This window comes from Mycobacterium sp. NGS41, assembly GCF_059812725.1.
The window spans coordinates 44,072-60,551 of record NZ_JCALDF010000007.1 but is presented as its reverse complement, the minus strand read 5'-3'; the positions used below and the strand labels follow the sequence as shown (position 1 = coordinate 60,551).

Sequence of the window (16,480 nt, the reverse complement as noted above, 5' to 3'; positions counted from 1 at the left end):
ATTCCCTCTCAGGTGTTGCGACCGCCGTTGACACCAAGGATCTGTCCAGTGATGTAGCCGGCTTCTTCGGATACGAAGAAGGCGCAGGCCGCCGCGATATCTTCGGGCCGGCCCACTCGGCGCACCGGCGTTCGGTTGATGTGATCCTCCACGGTGCCACCGAGCAGGTGTCGTTGCTCGGCGCTGCGCAGCATCGGTGTGTCGATGAATCCCGGCGGTACCGCGTTGACGGTGATGCCGACCGGGCCGTATTCGAGAGCGAGCGATTTGGTCAGGCCGTTGACCGCGGACTTCGCCGCCACGTAGTGCGCCATGTAGGGCTGTCCGGAGTGGGTGCTTGACGACGAGATGTTGACAATGCGGCCCCAACCCGCTTCGACCATGTCCGGCAGCACGGCCTGAATGGTGTGGAACACCCCGTTCAGGTTGACATCGATCACCTTGGACCATTCGTCGAACGTCAAGTGCGAGAACTTTTTGAAGCCTTCCATCCCGGCCGCATTGACCAGCACCAGGATCGGGCCCAACTCGTCGCGGATCGCCGAGATCGCGGCGTCGACCTGCGCACGGTCGGTGACATCGGCGACGTGGCCCGAGCTGTCGTCGGTGCGCGACAGATCGATCACGGCCACGCGGAAGCCGTCACCGCGCAGCCGTTCGGCGACGGCGCGGCCGATTCCAGACGCACCGCCGGTCACGACAGCCGTCTTCACGCCGAGACACCTTCCTGAGCGACCGCCCAACAATTGGCTTCACATGCCTATCACCCGGTGTCGACGGCGGTCAAGTAGTTGCGGCGAGCAGACGCAAAAGCACCCAACACGCCGTGCGTGCAGGGGCTTTTGCGTCTGCTCGTGGGGCAATCTAGGGTCCGGTGATGGACCGGCCCCCGTTTCGTTTTGCCGTGCAAGCGACCAACGCCGCCGGGGGACGCGAGTGGCGCGACACCGTCCGCAAAGTCGAAGACCTCGGCTATTCAACGCTTTTCCTTGCGGATCACTACCTCGGCCCTGGCCCCGCGCAGAAAGCCGCCCGGACCCCTCGCCAAGACCTGGCCCCCATCGCGGCGATGGCCGCGGCGGCCGCGTATAGCGAAACTTTGCGCATTGGCTGCCGCGTTTTCTGTATCGACTACCACGTGCCGGCCGTCTTGGCCAAAGAAGCGGCGACACTCGATCTGCTCTCCGACGGTCGTCTGGAACTGGGCATCGGCGCCGGCTGGAGTGAGGTCGAGTACACCGCGATGGGACTCGACTTCGACCGCCCGGGCCAGCGAATCGCGAAGCTGGCCGAGGTCGTTTCGCTGGTCAAGGCCCATTGGGAAGGCCAAGAACTGGACTTTTCCGGTGACTTCGTACAGGTGCACGGGTACGCGGGACGGCCGCAGCCGGTGCAACGCCCGCATCCACCGATCATGATCGGCGGCGGTGGCCCGCGCATCCTTTCGCTAGCCGGCCGCGAAGCCGACATCGTCAGCATGTCCAGCGTGCCCTTCGTGGCTCGCGACGCCGACGGACTCGATCCGGTGACGGTGGCGCAACGCCGGATCGGATTTGTGCAGGCCGCGGCGGGTGAGCGCTTCGCCGGACTCGACGTCGAGAGTTCGCCCTACTTCACCGAGATCACCGACGACCCCGAATCCGCACTGGCCGGTGTGGCGGCAACCACGGGGATTTCCGTCGACCTGTTGCGCAACCATCCCAACGTTCTGGTCGGTTGGACGGAAAGTGTTGTGGATACGCTGATTTCGCACAGAGAAGCTCTGGGCGTCAATTACGTCACGGTGCAGCAGTCGCAGATCGAATCCTTCGCCCCGGTGGTGGCCCTGCTGCGTGGGCGCTGAGCCTTGACCACCGCAACCAAGAGGTGGGACCATGAGGCCCTGTGTGATTTGGGCGATCGCTCAAGGGGACGGACGGCGAATCTATGGCAAAGCGGACCAGATTCAGCGAGTACCACGACCGGTATGCCAATTACCGGCTTGAGCTGTCCGACGACGGCATCTTGTTCATGCAATGCCACACCAACGGCGGCAGCCTGGTGTGGGACTGGCGGGCGCACGACGACCTGTCAGACGTGTTCGCCGATATCGCCGGGGACCGCGAGATCAAGGTGCTCATCCACACCGGCACCGGCGACAACTACAACGCCAACTGGGGGCGCATGCCTAACGGCGATCCCGTAGAAAAGCCCGAGTATCTGCTCATGCCCGGCACCCGCGGCCTGCACAAGCTCGACGAAAAGGCCTGGTATGCACGGCATCTGATCACCAACGTGCTCGATGTCGACGTTCCGATGATCAGCGCGGTCAACGGCCCGTGCAACATGCACTCCGAGGTACCGCTGCTCGGCGATATCGTGTTGGCCTCCGAAGACGCGTATTTCCAGGATGCTTCGCATTTCCCCCGCGGTCAGGTGCCCGGCGACGGCCAGCACGTCATCTGGAGCTTTTTGGCCGGCCACACCCGTGCCCGCTATTTCCTGTTGACCGGCATGAAGCTCGGGGCGCAGGAAGCCAAGGAGTGGGGTGTGGTCAACGAGGTCCTGCCGAAGGACCAATTGCTGGACAGGGCGTGGGAACTCGCGCGCGAACTGGTAAAACGCCCACCGCTGACGCTGCGTTACTCGCGCCAGCTTTTCACCAATCCACTCAAGCGGGCCTTCATCGACGAGCTCGGCCACGGCCTGGCGCGGGAAACCTACGCGCAGCGGGCCTTTTTCCCGTTCGGCGGCGAGATGGCACCCCTGGACCGGGCCTGGGACGCGGAGCCTTGGTCGCAGCCGGCGTCGGACGGTCAACGCAGTGAAGAAGTCCCATCGTGACCAGCATCCAGCAGCGGTTGGCGACCGGTCGCGGAAAGTTCACCACCGACTATCCCGAACTCGGGACCGGCCCGGTCAGCTACGAAGATTCGATCTCCGAGGAGTTCTTCGCCGCCGAGCGCAAGGCGGTATTCGAGCGAAACTGGTTGTGTGTCGGCCGTATTGAGCGGTTGCCACGCAAGGGTTCGTATTTCACCCGCGACCTGCCCGGGCAGCTTGCGTCGATCGTGATCGCCCGCGACCTGAACGACACGGTGCACGCGTTTCACAACGTATGCGCCCACCGCGGCAACAAGGTGGTCTGGCAGGAACATCCCGGCAGGGAGACGTCGGGAACCTGTCGCGCGTTCGCCTGCAAGTATCACGGCTGGCGATATGGGCTCGACGGCAAGGTCAACCACGTCACCAACGAGGGCGAATTCTTCGATCTGGACAAGAGCACGCTGCGGATGCCGCCGGTGCATTGTGAGGTGTGGGCGGGTTTCATTTTCGTCAATCTCGCCGAAAACCCGGTGCCGCTACGCGATTTCCTCGGCGACGGGCTGCTACCCATCGAGGCCTACCCGTTCCACAAGATGACGCAGCACTACGGCTTCTCCACACGGATCAACGGGAATTGGAAGCTGGCCGTCGACTCGGTATGCGAGTGGTACCACCCGCCGTATGTGCACGGGCGGTTCATCGACCCTGACGTGTCGAAGGCCGAGAAGATGGTGCCACCGGTCGACGCGTATCACTACGAGCTGTTCCGGCCGCACATGCTCACGTCGGTTCCCGGACCACCGCCGCTGCCGCCTCGCGAACCCGGCACCGCGGGACCGGCACGCCAGGACCAGCGTTGGGTTTACAAGCTGTTCCGCGCGGGTCTGTTCGGGCCCGACGACGTGCCCGATATCGGCCCGCAACCTGACTTTCTCAACCGGGGCGGGATCAAGTCGTGGGGCAACGACCAGTTCTGGATCTTTCCGAACATTTCGATCCAGATCTGGGCGCGCGGTTATTACATCACTTACACCTACTGGCCCGAGACCGTCGACTCGCACATCTACGAGATCGACATGTATTTCGTGCCACCGGCCGACGCGACCGACCGCCTGGCGCAGGAGCTGGTGGTGGACAGCACAATCGAGTTCGCCATGCAGGACGTGAACACCATCGAGGCCACACACTCCGCGCTGAAGACGCGGGCGCAGAGCACGTTCCACCTGAGTGACCAGGAACTGTTGATCCGGCAATTCCACACGGTCATCCGCGACACGGTCGACGCCTACCGGTCCGGGGCGCCGTCATGACGAATGTGTTGTTGCCAGAGAGGTTTTCCGGCCTCGAACCTTTTGCCGCCGAGTGGGCGTTGCCGACGCGGGCGCAACGGTACGAGGCGCGGCTGTCTAAGCCCTACGCCGAACTCGTTGCGTTTTACGACGCAATCGCCCCACGGGCCGAAGAGGCGATCGCGTACCTGAACACGATGGACATCAACGCTTTACCGGACGACGCGGCCAGGCTGCTGCACATGCTGTATTCGATGATTCTGGTGTCGTACGCCGTCAACGTGTTCAAACAGAACCGCATCCCGGACTCGGGCGCCGCGTTCTTCGACATGGTCGCCGAGCCGGCGGTGTGACGGCATGACGGCATCGGAACGGCCCAAGGCGCGGGACTCGACCACTCGCGCGTTGCTGATCGACGCGACGATTCAGATCATGCTCGAGGAAGGGTACGCCGCTGCCACGTCGCGTCGGGTGGCGGCCAAGGCCGGCGTCAAACCGGCGTTGGTGCACTACTACTTCCCGACAATGGACGAGTTATATCTGGCCGTGTTCCGCCGCGGCGCCACAGTGTATCTGGAGCGTCAGCAGGAAGCGTTGTCCTCAGACCGACCGTTGCACGCCTTCTGGGACACCCTCATCGAACCCAAGGACACCCGGCTGCTGCTGGAGTTCATGGGGCTTGCTAACCACCGCAAGGAGATTCGTGCCGAGATCGCGGCCTGGTCGGAACGATGGCGCGAGATGCAGATCACCGCACTGAACTTCATCGTTCGCGAACATGGCCTCGACACAACCGAATTACCGCCGGCGGGCTTGGCGGTTGTCATCGCGGCGATCGGCCGCACTCTCATCTTGGAGGAGGGGCTGGGCACGTCGGGAGGTCACGATGAGGCCGTCGCGCTGGTGCGCCGATTCCTGGACCGATTCGAGATGCCGTCACCGAAGGACCGCCGCGGGCGCAGTGCGCCGGATTAGGTGTGGACCTCGGGGGCACAGCTGGCCACACCGGGGCAGCTTGGTGGTGCCGTGGACTTGTCGGCCGCGTTTCTCATGAGTCCCATCCGTCACAGATTGTCTGTTGTGTGTCTATTTGTCCGCCTCCTAGCGACAGCCGTTGCACGGCAGGTCAATTTGTCGCTAGGAGGCGGACAAATAGACACAAGCCTGTTCTCCGGTGATGGGAGTGACCGGTGTGTCCAGCGGTGTACCGAGGCAATTTGAGACAGCCCAGGACAGATTTAAATTCCGCGAGCACCGCCAATCAGGGCAGCACGAGCCGCAACCGCTCCCAACCCCGCACGGTGGACGTCGGCGCCAGTTTTGCTGTGTCGTAGTCGATGTCCCATTCGGGCCAGCGGTTCAGCATCTCGTCCAGCGCGACGCGTCCCTCCAGCCGAGCCAGGTTGGCACCGAGGCAGTAATGCACGCCCTTGCCGAAGGTAATGTGCGAGATGTTCTCGCGATGGATGTTGAACGTGTCCGGATCCGTGTAGCGACGAGGGTCGCGGTTGGCGGCGCCGAACAGCAGCAGCATGGCGCTGCCGGCGGGGACCGTCATGCCGTAGCACTCGAAATCCGTTGCCATCCAACGGGCTACGTGGGGCCCAGTGGGCTCGAATCGTAGCGTCTCGTCGACGGCGCGAGTCAGCAGCGACCGATCGTCATAGACCTCGCGGCGCTGGTCGGGATGCTCGGCGAGCACCTTGGCCAACCAGCCGATAAGCCGGCCCGTGGTCTCGTTGCCCGCACCGGCCACCACCTGGGTGTAGTGCAGTATCTCCTTGCGAGTGAGCTTCCGGTGCACGCCCTGGTCGTCGTCGAACTCGACATTGAGCAATTGCGTCATCAGGTCGTCGGACGGGTTTTTGGACCGCCACTCGACGTAGTCGGCGTATATCCGGCCATCGGCGATGGAGTCGGCGTCGACGACCTTCAGCGGCGCGCCGGGCTTAGTGCGGAGGTTGGCATCGTTTGCGTCCCGCACCGAGATCTGTTCCGACTCAGGGATTCCCAGCAACATACCGATCACACGCATCGGCATCATGCAGGCGAGCTCGGCGATGATGTCGAACCCGTCCGATCCGACATGGGGGTCCAGGCATCGAACGCAATATGCCCGGATCTGGTCTTCGATTTCGGCCATCCGGCGCGGCGTGAACACTCGCGACATCAGGCCGCGCAGCATCGTGTGTTCGGGCGGATCCTGAAACATCATCACGCCGCCGGGCATGTCGAATTTCGACTGGACCAACTCGAGGATGTCGCTGCGCCGGCTGGAGAATACCTGCCAGTTGGCCAACGCCTGTTCGACGTCGGAATGCCTTGATATCGCCCAGAAGTCGTACCGCTCGTTGTAGTAGATCGGCGCCTCTTCACGCAGTCGCGCATACACGGGATACGGGTCGGCGATGATGCCGGTGTCATAGGGGTCGTAGTAGACGTCCGTGTCGTTTGCGGTGTCGTTTGTTAAGGCCATCGTTGCTTCCTTACTTCAGGCAGCTGCCGGCATCCACGGGGATCGCAACGCCGGTGATGTAGCGCGCTTCGTCGGAGGCCAGGAACAGCACCGCGTTGCTGATATCTTCGGCGGTCACCCAGGGAATCGGCAAGTAGTGGAAGGTCTGGCACACCGGAGCGAGATCGTCGGGTCCGGGGTTGTCCAGCTCTGGCCGAAACGCACGGTAGGTCTTGTCGTTCATCAGCAACGGTGTGTTCACGTGGGTCGGCAGAACGGAGTTGACCCTGATCATGTGCTGTCCCAATTCGACAGCGAAAGAACGCATTAGGCCGACCACGCCATGTTTGGCAGCGACATAGTGACCCATGTGCGAATACGCCTTGGCGCCGGCGACCGAAGACGTCAGGACGATCGAGCCCCCGCGACCGCCGGCCAGGATGGGCGGTACGCCGGCCTTCACCGACTTCCAGACGCCGCTGAGGTTGATGTCGATCATTTCCTGCCAGATCGGTTCGTCAATCTTGTGCAGCTTTCCGGCGATCGTGCCGATGCCGGCGTTCGCCACGATGACGTCAAGCCGCCCAAGCTGTTCGACGCCGCTGTCAACGGCAGCCTGCAGTGCGGCCGAATCCCGAACGTCGACTTCGGCTGTGACGACGCGGCCTCCCGCATCTTTGACCATCCCAGCTGTGACGTCCAGATCTTCCGGCGTCGCGGCGTCTGCGGGCGACGCGGTGAATCCCTGACAGATGTCGACCGCGATGATGTCCGCGCCCTCCTGCGCGAGCCGGACCGCGTGACTTCTGCCCTGGCCGCGCGCCGCGCCGGTCACGAACGCGACCTTGCCGTCCATCCGGCCCGCCATGCGATCTCCGTTCGACGGTTTTTGGGCGATCGCCCAAATTTGTGGCTTGGCCATGTTTAGCAGCACGGCGCTGAGCTCGTCAAGGTTCGTTGCCGAGCAGACGCAAAAGCACCCATTTTCGGCCGGAAATGGGTGCTTTTGCGTCTGCTCGTCACACGTGGCGGGCCGCCTCTTGGGCGAGTTGCACTCGAGAGGTGAAGCCGAGCTTCGCATACGCGTGCCTCAAATGGGATTGCACGGTGCGAGGCGAGATGAAAAGCCTTGTCGCGATGTCGTTGTTGCCGAGACCTTCGCTGACCAGCCGCACGACGTCGCGCTCGGTCGGTGTGAGCGAATCCCAACCACTGGTAGGTCGTTTGCGTTCGCCGTGTCCGCGCCGGGCGTAGGCGACTGCCTCCTCGGTAGTCAGCGCCGCCCCTTCGGCCCATGCGGTTTCAAAGTCCGCCTCGCCCATTGCATTCCGCAATGCTGCTAGCGAGGATTCGTAGTCGGCCTCCCAGACTTTTAACCGCCCGATGTTCTTGCGTTGCCGGATTGCCGCTGCCGCACCAAAAAGTCGTCCCGCTTCCCGATGGCTGCCACTGCTGGCGGCCGAAGTCGCGGCACATTCGAGGGCGTCGGCAACGCCCACATAGGGAAAGCCGTCGGGGAGATTTGCCAATGCCTCATGGACGTCGCGTCCAGCCTGCTCTGGTTCACCTTGTGCCATCGCCACGCGGGCGCGCGTGACGAGTGACGAGACCAGGACCGCCCAGCTCATGGCTGTCTTGACTGCGTCATCTGCCCAGCGTCTTGCGGCGACCAGATCCCCACTCGCCAAGATGGCCTGCGCCATGACCGGCCGTTGGATAGAAGCAGATCCGGGCAGGGCACCCCCGTGCTCCCAGGCCGCCGCGGTGGCTTCCAGCGCATTCCCGACATCGCCGGCTGCCAGGGCCGCCCATCCCAGCGCCATATAACAAATGGCTGAGACGAAAGGCCCGAATTCAGTCCCGGGCCCGAGGCTCGCTTCAGCCGCGGCCAGGGCCGCCTCCCCGTCGCCCCGCCACCCTAATGCGGTGGCCTGGTGCGCGAGGTTCCCGACCGCAAGAATCCCGTCGTGGGCGGCCGTGGCCTCGGCGGCCGCCGCGCGGAATTGCGTGAGCGCGCCAGCGATATCGCTCTCGAGTAGTTGTGCCAGACCAAGACAAGTGCGGCAATGGCGCGAGTTGAACCTGTCACCGATCGCGTCGGCGATGTCGCGTCCTTCCTCGGCGGCCGCGCGTGCCGCGATAGGGTCACCGTAAAGGAGTGCCGCGTGTGCCTGCCAGGCCAGAATCTGACTGAGCCTCCACTTGTCGTCCAACTCCCGGGCCAGTGTGATCGCCTCGGCGAAGTACTCCCCCGCCAGCTCTGCGTTGTGGGCAGCGGTCAGTGCGCAGGCAATCAGCGCTCTCACCAGCACGGCTGCGTCCCCAACATCACGGGCGACTACCAGCGCTTGCTGCGCCTGATTCACGTTCACGCTGCCGACCGCGGAGTCGAGCATCGCTTTGTCGGATAGCGCTCGGGCGAGCACCACGGCCGGCACGTCGGGGTGCTGTGCCACGTCATCGATGAAGACCGCGTCCAACCACGCCGAGCCCTCGAGCACCCGACCCCGCGCGAACCAGAGCGGATGCAGCGACGACGCGAGTGTCAATGCGAGCGCCGTGTCCGAGTTTTCGCAACTCCAGGCGAACGCGGCTCGCAGGTTGTCGATTTCCATTTCCGCCTGCTCGACACGCTGCTCATAGTCACTCCCTGCCGGCGCATCGACCGCGGCCGCCATCGATGTGTAGTAGTCGCGGTGACGCGACCGCACCTCGTCCGCCTCACCGGATTCGCCGAGCTTTTCCAGCGCGTATTGGCGAACGGTCTCCAAGAGCCGGTAGCGGGTTCGGTCCCGGCTGTCGTCGGCGACCACGAGCGATTTGTCTACCAGCAGGCTGAGCTGATCAAGCACCTGGAAGCGCTCCACCTGCCCGGACCCCGCAACCGCCTGTGCGGCATCCAAATCGAAGCCACCCACGAACGCCGCCAGCCGTCGGAACAAGACCCGCTCAGACTCGGTCAACAACGCGTGCGACCAATCCACCGACGCGCGCAAGGTCTGCTGGCGGCGCACCGACGTGCGCGCACCACCGGTCAATAACCGGAAACGGTCGTGCAAGGTGTCGACGATCTCGGTCAGCGACAAGGCGCGCACCCGTGCTGCGGCGAGCTCGATCGCCAGCGGCAAACCGTCCAGCCGCCGGCAGATTTCCGCGATCGCGGCGGCATTGTCGTCGGTGACGGCGAAATCTGCCCGGGCACGGCGGGCACGGTCAGTGAACAGTTCGACGGCTTCGTCGGCCAGCGACAGCGACGGCACTCGCCAGCCCACCTCGCCGGACACGCCGATCGGCTCGCGGCTCGTCGCCAATAGCGTCAATTCACTTGCGGCGGCGAGGAGAGCGACGACTAGCTCCGCGCTCGCGTCCAGCAGATGCTCACAGTTGTCCAACACCACCAGCATCCGTCGCTCGGCGACGAAACGGCTGATTGTGTCCATTGTGGAGCGCCCCGGTTGGTCGGGCAGCCCGAATGCACGCGCCACCGCGATCGGCACCACCTCGGGATCGGTGATCGGCGCCAGGTCCACATACCAGACTCCGCCACCGAACTCGGCGGCCACCTGTCCCGCGATCTGCACCGCCAGCCGGGTCTTGCCCACCCCACCGGCGCCGGTGAGAGTAACCATCCGGTTGTCGGCCAGCAGTTCCCGCACTCGGGTCAGCTCGGCGTCGCGGCCCACGAAACTGGTCAACTGCGCGGGAAGGCGCTGAGCGACAACAGTTTTGGTTATCCGCAGGGGTGGAAAATCGTTCACCAGATCCGGATGACACAGCTGTACCACCCGCTCGGGACGCGGCAGATCACGCAGCGGATGGGTGCCCAGGTCGGTGAGCCATGCGCCTGTCGGGAGCCGGTCAAGCACCATCGCTTCGGCCGCGCCGGACAGCACGGTCTGTGCGCCGTGCGCCAGATCGCGCAGCCGCGCTGTCCGGTTGATCGTCGGCCCGACGTAGTTACCTTCGTCGCGCAGCTGTATCTCGCCGGTATGGATTCCGATCCGCAGCCGGATCGGCGCCAACGGTGCGCGCTGCAACTCCAGCGCGGCGGCCACCGCATCCGAGGCACGGGCGAAGGCAGCGACGAAGCTGTCGCCCTCGCCTTGCTCGACCGGTCGCACTCCGTCGTGCGCGGCGATGGTCGCCGACACTGCCTCATTCATTCGAGCGAGGGCAGCAGTCATTTCATCGGGCTGGCTTTCCCATAGCCGCGTGGAACCCTCGACGTCACCCAACAGCAACGTGACGGTGCCCGTCGGCAATAGACCGCTCACGTCAACTTCGCTCCAGTCCACCAGCGGCAGGTCCGCGCGTCGATCGATTTCGCTCATGCTAGCCAGCGTGCGTCGCCGCGGAGGGCAAAACATCAGCGCATACGCGGAGATCCGCGCCGACGGGGGCGGAGGTTCCTACCGCGAGCAGACGTGGAATCGCACTCGCAGCGCTCGCGCAGTGCGATTCCGTGTCTGCTCGCGCGTCGAAATCAACCCTGCTTCACGGTGTTGTTACGGCCCGTCGTGACGACCTTTGGTGGCGTACCCGTGTGGTAGGTCACCGTGTTGTTGAAGCCCGCGAACTCGACGGTGTCGACGCTGTCGCACTGCACCTGATTGTCGTACGCCGAAATCGTCAGCCCGCCACAGTGGCCGGTGACCGTGACCCGGCTGCTGTAATTGGTAACCGCGATGCTGTCGATGCTGTCGGCCTGCACCCGGTTGCCGTAGGCGGACAGCGCCAGGCTGGCACAGTGACCGCGAGCGGAAAACGTGTTGCCGTAGCTGGCGAAAGTCAGTTTGCCGTCATTGCACGCAGTTTCGGTGATCGTGTTGCCAAAGCCCGATACCTCCATGACGTCGGCGCGGTCGACGTTCACGTGATTGTCGAACCCATGCACTTTGAGGCTGGCACAGTGACCGGTCACGGTAACCGTGCTGTTGTTCGAATTCAGCGTCAGGTTGCCGTCGTTGCATGCGATCGTGTCGTTGGCGCCGTTGCCGCCCAGGCTGAATGTGCCGCCGTGCTCAACCGTGATCGGGGCCGCGCTCGTCGCGGCGCCACTGTTCACGGTCGCGGCGGTGTTACGCACCAGATGGATACCCCAGACGACTGCCAGCGCGATCGGCACCAGGATCGCCAGTGCGACAACAGCCAGCAACGGCCAGCGCACTCGAACGCCGCGGGGCGGCGACGTGAAGCCGCCATCGTAGAGCGGACCAGCCGTGCCCTGCGTCGAGCCGCCGAGCCCGAGTTCCAACTCGCGGATCCGCTTCTCGGGGTCGTCGTCCTTCATCTGCGAAATGGTCTCACGCCAACGAGATGACGGCCTCATGAATTGCGTGAGGACGACGCCGCCGCAGTCTTCCTTGACCGGCTACCGCCGGAGTAGGCATTCGACGGCGTCGCGAATAATCTCGCGCTGCCGCTTGGCATCCGACACGTCGACGACAGTAAGGACCTCGAGGCTGCTGCTCGCGGTCCACAGCGAGGCGATGTTGATGATCAGTGCCAATAGCACGCCGGGTTCGAAATAGTCGGACACCTTGCCGTCGGATTGCGCTCTTGCGATCGCGTCAACGGTGGCTTTGGCGTTCTTGACCGCGAACAGATGGGGTCCCTCATGACCGCGCTCGAGGCGTTGCCAGCTCACCAGCCGCCTGATCTCCGGATGTTGCCGATACGTGTCGGCCAGTCTTTCCGCATACCCGGCAAGATCGGTGGCGTCGATCGGGATGGACTCGATGACCTGTTGCACCACCGATTCCCAGACTGCGTCAAAGAGCTGGTCCTTGCTTCCGAAATAGTTGTAAATCTGGGCCTTGTTGGCCTCGGCGTTGGCGGCGATGCGGTCTACACGCGAACCGGCGATGCCGTACTGGCCGAACTCGGCGCGAGCGGCGTCGATCAGGCGGCGGCGGGTCGCTGCAGCGTCACGCGTGGCAGTCATCCCTACAGATTACCTAACTAACTAGATAGTTGACCGCGAATGCCGTTACAGGTATCTTCTAACTATCTAGTTAGTAAGGAACCGCCCGATGCTCGACCCCCAGCCCTGTCTGAGCGCCAGCTGGAGATTTCCAGCTTCGCTGACGCGGGCGCAGCGCGGGCCACCGCCGACCGCTGTACGCCGCCCGGACTCGGTTTCGCCCCCTGATACCGACCAACAGCCGAGATCGCCGATCGCAGATTCGTTGCGGCAGTTGCCGTTCGAGCACCGCGCCGTCATCTACCGGGCCTATTACCAGGGATGGACGACCGCGAGAATCGCCGACGACCTGAAGATCACCGAAGCCGTCGTGAAGTCACGGCTGCACGATGGCCTGCATGCACTACGGCTCACAGGTCGCCTGAGGTTCAACTAAATCGACCATCCGACAACGCGTGTCAAGCCGCCGCGGCGCCGCTCAGGCGTGTTCGCTCTGCGCTCCGACTTCGCGGTAGGGCGCGCCGAACTGAGGCACCGCGTCGAACCCCCGCGTGGATGCGGCCGTAATGGCGCGTCGCATCGGCAGTATCAACGGCACAAAAAGGGCCATGTCGACCAGGATCGGTGTGACGAGCCGATTGTGCACGAACGCGAACGAGCTTCTGGTGGCCGGATCGGCCCACCCGATCGTTCCGCCCAGACCGGCGTGGCCGTATCCACGCAGCAGGCCGGGCACCGGTGACCCGTGGTAACCAAGGTGGAACGACATCGGGAAGATCAGGTTCAGGTCGGGCCGCAAACTGATCTTTCCCAGCAGTCCATCGGCCAGTTCCGAAGAGAGGAACTGAGTTCCGTCGATACGCCCACTGTTGGCCAGGGCACCGTACATCTTGGCCAGGCCGCGGGCGGTCACCACGGCATTAACGGAGGGGATCTCGCTGTCAAGAAATGGGGTGTCGCCCTGTACCAGCGAGGTAATGCCCGGGACGTACAACGCGCCCAAGCCACCGGCCAGCGGCGATTCGGCGAGCCGCGGCGCGAGGTGGTCGATCAGCGGGTTGGCCCGGGTGCTTTGCGGGAACATGATCTGCGCAACTTTGGTCGGCGCTTCCTTCGGAGGCCGCCCGAGATGCAGTCCGTCGGTGTTGAGGGGTTGCGCGATCTCGCGGCGGAACAACTCACGCATGCCCACGCCCGTGATCGCTCGGGCCAGACCAGAGACGAGCCAGCCGTAGGTGAAGGCGTGGTACGCCGCGCGTCCGGCGTGGCGATCAACGGGTGCGGCCGCAATCCGCTCTTCCATCAACCGGAAATCCAACAGCTCGTCCCTGCTGACACCCTGCAGGTGCGACAACCCCGCTCGGTGACGCAGCATGTCGCGCACGGCGATATCCGACTTGCCGTTAGCGCCGAACTCCGGCCAATACCGGGCAACCGGGGCGTCGTAGGACAGCAACCCCCGGTCGACCAGCCGGTGCAACACCGTTGCGGCCACGCCCTTGCTTGCCGAGAAGACCATGGCGCCTGTGTCAGCTGTCCAGGGCACGTCACCGTGACGATCCGACCAGCCAGTCCAGACGTCGACGACGGGTTCGCCCTCGACATACACCGAAAGGGAGCCGCCGCCGAACCGCGGATCGGGAAACAGCTTGGCGAAGGTTCGGACGGCGCACGAGAACCGCGGGTCGGCCGCGCCGTGCACGTGCGCCGGCAGGTCGTTCTCGGATTCCAGAACAGATGCTTGCGTCATGCCCTAACCAACCCCCGGCTTGCAGCAACGCTGATACATGAGAACTATATTATCAGTTAGTGATAAGGGCATTCTCAAAGGTGGCCAGTGCTGATCTCCCTCGAGGCGGCCTTGCGTCAGTGCCGAGGTGAAACCGTAGCCTATGCCGCGTTGTTGCCTTCCAGGTCGTCACGAATGGCCTCTTGAGCTTTCGGCGGCAGCGAGTGCAGAATCTTGCGCACCCGCGCCCTGCGACGCTCGACGGCCTTGCGCTCCGGCATCCCAGGCGTCGCAACGACCTGCGGTGGCACGCCCTCGATGTCCTCAACACCTCCGGCGTGCTGACCGGCGTCGACCATGGCTTGCTCCTCGGCCATGGTCGCCTCGTCCTTCTCCTCCGACATACCGATCGGACCGATACGTCGGCCGTTGAGGAACTGCCCCACAACCGGTTCCTCGCTGGTCAGCAGCACCTCGCGCGGCCCGAACATGACCAGGTGCTTGCGGAACAGCATGCCGATGTTGTCCGGCACCGTGCGCGCCACGTTGATGTTGTGCGTCACGATCAGGATCGTGGCGTCGATCTGCGCATTGATGTCGATGAGCAGTTGACACAGGTAAGCGGTGCGCACGGGGTCCAGACCGGAGTCCGGCTCGTCGCAGAGAATGATCTGCGGATCCAACACCAGCGAGCGGGCCAGGCCGGCGCGCTTCTTCATACCGCCGGAGATCTCGCCCGGATACTTCGCCTCGTCACCTTGCAGGCCCACCAGCGCGAGCTTCTCCATGACGATGTCGCGGATCTCGCCTTCCTTCTTGTTGGTGTGCTCGCGTAATGGGAACGCGGTGTTGTCGTACAGGGTCATCGAGCCGAACAGCGCGCCGTCCTGGAACATGACGCCGAATAGCCTGCGGAGCTCGTAGAGCTCTTTGGCCGAGCTCTCGACGATGTCTACGCCGTCGATGACGATCTTGCCGCGCTCCGGGAGCAGCAGCCCGATCAAAGACTTCAAGAACACCGACTTGCCCGTTCCGGACGGACCAATCAGCCCGCTGACCTCGCCCGCGGGGATGTTCATCGTGACGTCTTCCCAGACATTCGTGGAGCCGAAAGATTTGCTCAGACCTTCGACTGAAATTCCGATACCCACCTGTCCTGCTCCAACCCGTTGAGTTGCCGCCCCCACCGAAGTCGGTGGTCATTGGACTGGGATAACCGTTTCGTCGTCCGGTAACCGCTGAACTACGGCTTCTTCAAATCCGTATCGCGGCTCGGCTGCACCCGTTTCGGTTCGCCTGGCATCTTCGGATAGTTCGGCGGATACGGCATGTCACCGAGCCCGCGCTCTTCGTCAGCCTCGGCCAGTTCCAGTAGCGGGGCGATCGACTGGGCCAGCTGATCCATGTCTGCCCAGGGGTCTTCGCGTTGCTGCACCAGCTCGGGGACGGTCGCCATGGTGTAGTCGTCGGGATCCGCGCCGGCCAGCTCTTTCCAGGTCAGCGGCGTCGACACGGTCGCGATGGGGGTGCGTCGCACCGAATACGCCGACGCCATGGTGCGGTCTCGGGCGTTCTGGTTGAAGTCGATGAAGATGCGCTGGCCCCGTTGTTCCTTCCACCACGATGTGGTGACCGCGTCGGGCGCGCGCCGCTCGATCTCGCGGGCCAGCGCGATGCCCGCGCGTCGCACCTCGATGAAATCCCAGTCGGTGGCGATCCGCAGAAACACATGGATCCCGCGGCCGCCGGACGTCTTGGGGTGCCCGACCAGACCGAGTTCGTCGAGCAGCGGCCGCAGCACGTCGACGGCGACCGCCCGCGCCTCCTCGAAGCCGGTGCCGGGCTGCGGATCCAGGTCGATGCGCAGCTCGTCGGGGTGGTCGGTGTCGGGGCAACGGACCTGCCACGGATGCAGCATGATGGTGCCCATCTGCGCCGCCCACACGATGGCGGCCGGGTGGGTGACCTTCAGCGCGTCGGCGGTCCGCCCCGACGGAAAGGTCACCCGGCAGGTCTCCAGATAGTCGGGATGATGCTGCGGAACCCGTTTCTGGTAGATCTCCTCGCCGTCGATGCCTTCCGGGAACCGCTGCAAGTGAGTGGGCCGGTTGCGCAGCGTGGCCAGCATCGGGCCGCCCGCCACGGCAAGGTAGTACTCGACCAGCCGGCCCTTGGTGCCTTTCGACCCCAGCTTGGGGAAATACACCTTGTCCCGATTGGTCAGCCGCACGGCGATGCCGTCGACGTCGAGTTCTTCTGCTGCAGCGGCCATATCTGGA

The 16,480-nt window shown here is 64.1% G+C and carries 15 protein-coding genes; 6 read left to right on the top strand and 9 right to left on the bottom strand.

Going from position 1 to position 16,480, the window contains the following annotated elements; genetic code table 11:
- Positions 1 to 8: 8 nt before the first annotated feature.
- A complete protein-coding gene (locus tag AC5Y21_RS09045; RefSeq protein ID WP_499911475.1) occupies positions 9 to 713 on the bottom strand; it encodes an SDR family NAD(P)-dependent oxidoreductase in 705 nt (234 codons plus the stop codon).
- Between the two features lie 164 nt (positions 714 to 877).
- On the opposite strand from AC5Y21_RS09045, the gene AC5Y21_RS09040 reads away from it, so the two are divergent.
- The 5 genes from AC5Y21_RS09040 (at position 878) to AC5Y21_RS09020 (ending at position 5,069) form a co-directional block, all read left to right on the top strand.
- On the top strand, positions 878 to 1,843 hold the full coding sequence (locus AC5Y21_RS09040; protein WP_499911474.1) for a TIGR03621 family F420-dependent LLM class oxidoreductase: 966 nt from the start codon (positions 878 to 880) through the stop codon (positions 1,841 to 1,843).
- A gap of 83 nt (positions 1,844 to 1,926) precedes the next feature.
- Positions 1,927 to 2,823, top strand: coding sequence for an enoyl-CoA hydratase/isomerase family protein (locus AC5Y21_RS09035; RefSeq protein ID WP_499911472.1), 897 nt, complete (start codon positions 1,927 to 1,929; stop codon positions 2,821 to 2,823).
- Positions 2,820 to 4,115, top strand: a complete 1,296-nt coding sequence (locus tag AC5Y21_RS09030) for an aromatic ring-hydroxylating oxygenase subunit alpha (protein ID WP_499911470.1) — start codon at positions 2,820 to 2,822, stop codon at positions 4,113 to 4,115. Before AC5Y21_RS09035 ends, AC5Y21_RS09030 begins: the two co-directional genes overlap by 4 nt.
- Positions 4,112 to 4,447 carry a hypothetical protein gene (locus AC5Y21_RS09025; protein WP_499911468.1) on the top strand — a complete coding sequence of 112 codons (336 nt, stop codon included), beginning with the start codon at positions 4,112 to 4,114 and terminating at the stop codon, positions 4,445 to 4,447. The genes AC5Y21_RS09030 and AC5Y21_RS09025 overlap by 4 nt, the downstream gene beginning before the upstream one ends.
- A 4-nt stretch (positions 4,448 to 4,451) precedes the next feature.
- Positions 4,452 to 5,069 carry a TetR/AcrR family transcriptional regulator gene (locus AC5Y21_RS09020; protein WP_499911466.1) on the top strand — a complete coding sequence of 206 codons (618 nt, stop codon included), beginning with the start codon at positions 4,452 to 4,454 and terminating at the stop codon, positions 5,067 to 5,069.
- A gap of 286 nt (positions 5,070 to 5,355) precedes the next feature.
- Here AC5Y21_RS09020 and AC5Y21_RS09015 read toward each other — a convergent pair whose 3' ends face one another.
- The 5 genes from AC5Y21_RS09015 to AC5Y21_RS08995 form a co-directional block, all read right to left on the bottom strand.
- The gene (locus AC5Y21_RS09015) at positions 5,356 to 6,570 is read right to left on the bottom strand and encodes a cytochrome P450 (RefSeq protein WP_499911464.1); all 1,215 of its coding nucleotides are present in this window, start codon (positions 6,568 to 6,570) and stop codon (positions 5,356 to 5,358) included.
- Between the two features lie 10 nt (positions 6,571 to 6,580).
- On the bottom strand, positions 6,581 to 7,417 hold the full coding sequence (locus AC5Y21_RS09010; protein ID WP_499911462.1) for a mycofactocin-coupled SDR family oxidoreductase: 837 nt from the start codon (positions 7,415 to 7,417) through the stop codon (positions 6,581 to 6,583).
- Positions 7,418 to 7,568: 151 nt separating this feature from the next.
- Entirely contained in the window at positions 7,569 to 10,823 is a 3,255-nt protein-coding gene (locus tag AC5Y21_RS09005; protein ID WP_499911784.1) for a helix-turn-helix transcriptional regulator, read from the bottom strand.
- A 209-nt stretch (positions 10,824 to 11,032) separates the two neighbouring features.
- A complete protein-coding gene (locus AC5Y21_RS09000; protein WP_499911460.1) occupies positions 11,033 to 11,839 on the bottom strand; it encodes a DUF3060 domain-containing protein in 807 nt (268 codons plus the stop codon).
- Positions 11,840 to 11,920: 81 nt separating this feature from the next.
- Positions 11,921 to 12,493 carry a TetR family transcriptional regulator gene (locus tag AC5Y21_RS08995; protein WP_499911458.1) on the bottom strand — a complete coding sequence of 191 codons (573 nt, stop codon included), beginning with the start codon at positions 12,491 to 12,493 and terminating at the stop codon, positions 11,921 to 11,923.
- 88 nt (positions 12,494 to 12,581) lie between these two features.
- Here AC5Y21_RS08995 and AC5Y21_RS08990 point away from each other — a divergent pair, with 88 nt between their 5' ends.
- On the top strand, positions 12,582 to 12,908 hold the full coding sequence (locus tag AC5Y21_RS08990; protein WP_499911456.1) for a sigma factor-like helix-turn-helix DNA-binding protein: 327 nt from the start codon (positions 12,582 to 12,584) through the stop codon (positions 12,906 to 12,908).
- A gap of 42 nt (positions 12,909 to 12,950) precedes the next feature.
- Here AC5Y21_RS08990 and lipL read toward each other — a convergent pair whose 3' ends face one another.
- The 3 genes from lipL to AC5Y21_RS08975 form a co-directional block, all read right to left on the bottom strand.
- Positions 12,951 to 14,222, bottom strand: a complete 1,272-nt coding sequence (gene lipL, locus AC5Y21_RS08985; RefSeq protein WP_499911454.1) for an esterase/beta-lactamase LipL — start codon at positions 14,220 to 14,222, stop codon at positions 12,951 to 12,953.
- A 140-nt stretch (positions 14,223 to 14,362) separates the two neighbouring features.
- Positions 14,363 to 15,352, bottom strand: a complete 990-nt coding sequence (locus AC5Y21_RS08980) for an ABC transporter ATP-binding protein (protein WP_499911451.1) — start codon at positions 15,350 to 15,352, stop codon at positions 14,363 to 14,365.
- Between the two features lie 92 nt (positions 15,353 to 15,444).
- Positions 15,445 to 16,473, bottom strand: coding sequence for a DNA polymerase domain-containing protein (locus AC5Y21_RS08975; protein ID WP_499911449.1), 1,029 nt, complete (start codon positions 16,471 to 16,473; stop codon positions 15,445 to 15,447).
- Between the last annotated feature and the right edge of the window lie 7 nt (positions 16,474 to 16,480).

Bases quoted from the DNA above. Each gene is read 5' to 3' on its own strand.
- AC5Y21_RS08995 (WP_499911458.1), bottom strand. From the start codon at position 12,493: ATGACTGCCACGCGTGACGCTGCAGCGACCCGCCGCCGCCTGATCGAC.
- AC5Y21_RS09035 (WP_499911472.1), top strand. From the start codon at position 1,927: ATGGCAAAGCGGACCAGATTCAGCGAGTACCACGACCGGTATGCCAAT.
- AC5Y21_RS08990 (WP_499911456.1), top strand. From the start codon at position 12,582: ATGCTCGACCCCCAGCCCTGTCTGAGCGCCAGCTGGAGATTTCCAGCT.
- AC5Y21_RS09025 (WP_499911468.1), top strand. From the start codon at position 4,112: ATGACGAATGTGTTGTTGCCAGAGAGGTTTTCCGGCCTCGAACCTTTT.
- AC5Y21_RS09015 (WP_499911464.1), bottom strand. From the start codon at position 6,570: ATGGCCTTAACAAACGACACCGCAAACGACACGGACGTCTACTACGAC.
- AC5Y21_RS08975 (WP_499911449.1), bottom strand. From the start codon at position 16,473: ATGGCCGCTGCAGCAGAAGAACTCGACGTCGACGGCATCGCCGTGCGG.
- AC5Y21_RS09000 (WP_499911460.1), bottom strand. From the start codon at position 11,839: ATGAAGGACGACGACCCCGAGAAGCGGATCCGCGAGTTGGAACTCGGG.
- AC5Y21_RS09040 (WP_499911474.1), top strand. From the start codon at position 878: ATGGACCGGCCCCCGTTTCGTTTTGCCGTGCAAGCGACCAACGCCGCC.
- lipL (WP_499911454.1), bottom strand. From the start codon at position 14,222: ATGACGCAAGCATCTGTTCTGGAATCCGAGAACGACCTGCCGGCGCAC.
- AC5Y21_RS09020 (WP_499911466.1), top strand. From the start codon at position 4,452: ATGACGGCATCGGAACGGCCCAAGGCGCGGGACTCGACCACTCGCGCG.
- AC5Y21_RS09010 (WP_499911462.1), bottom strand. From the start codon at position 7,417: ATGGCGGGCCGGATGGACGGCAAGGTCGCGTTCGTGACCGGCGCGGCG.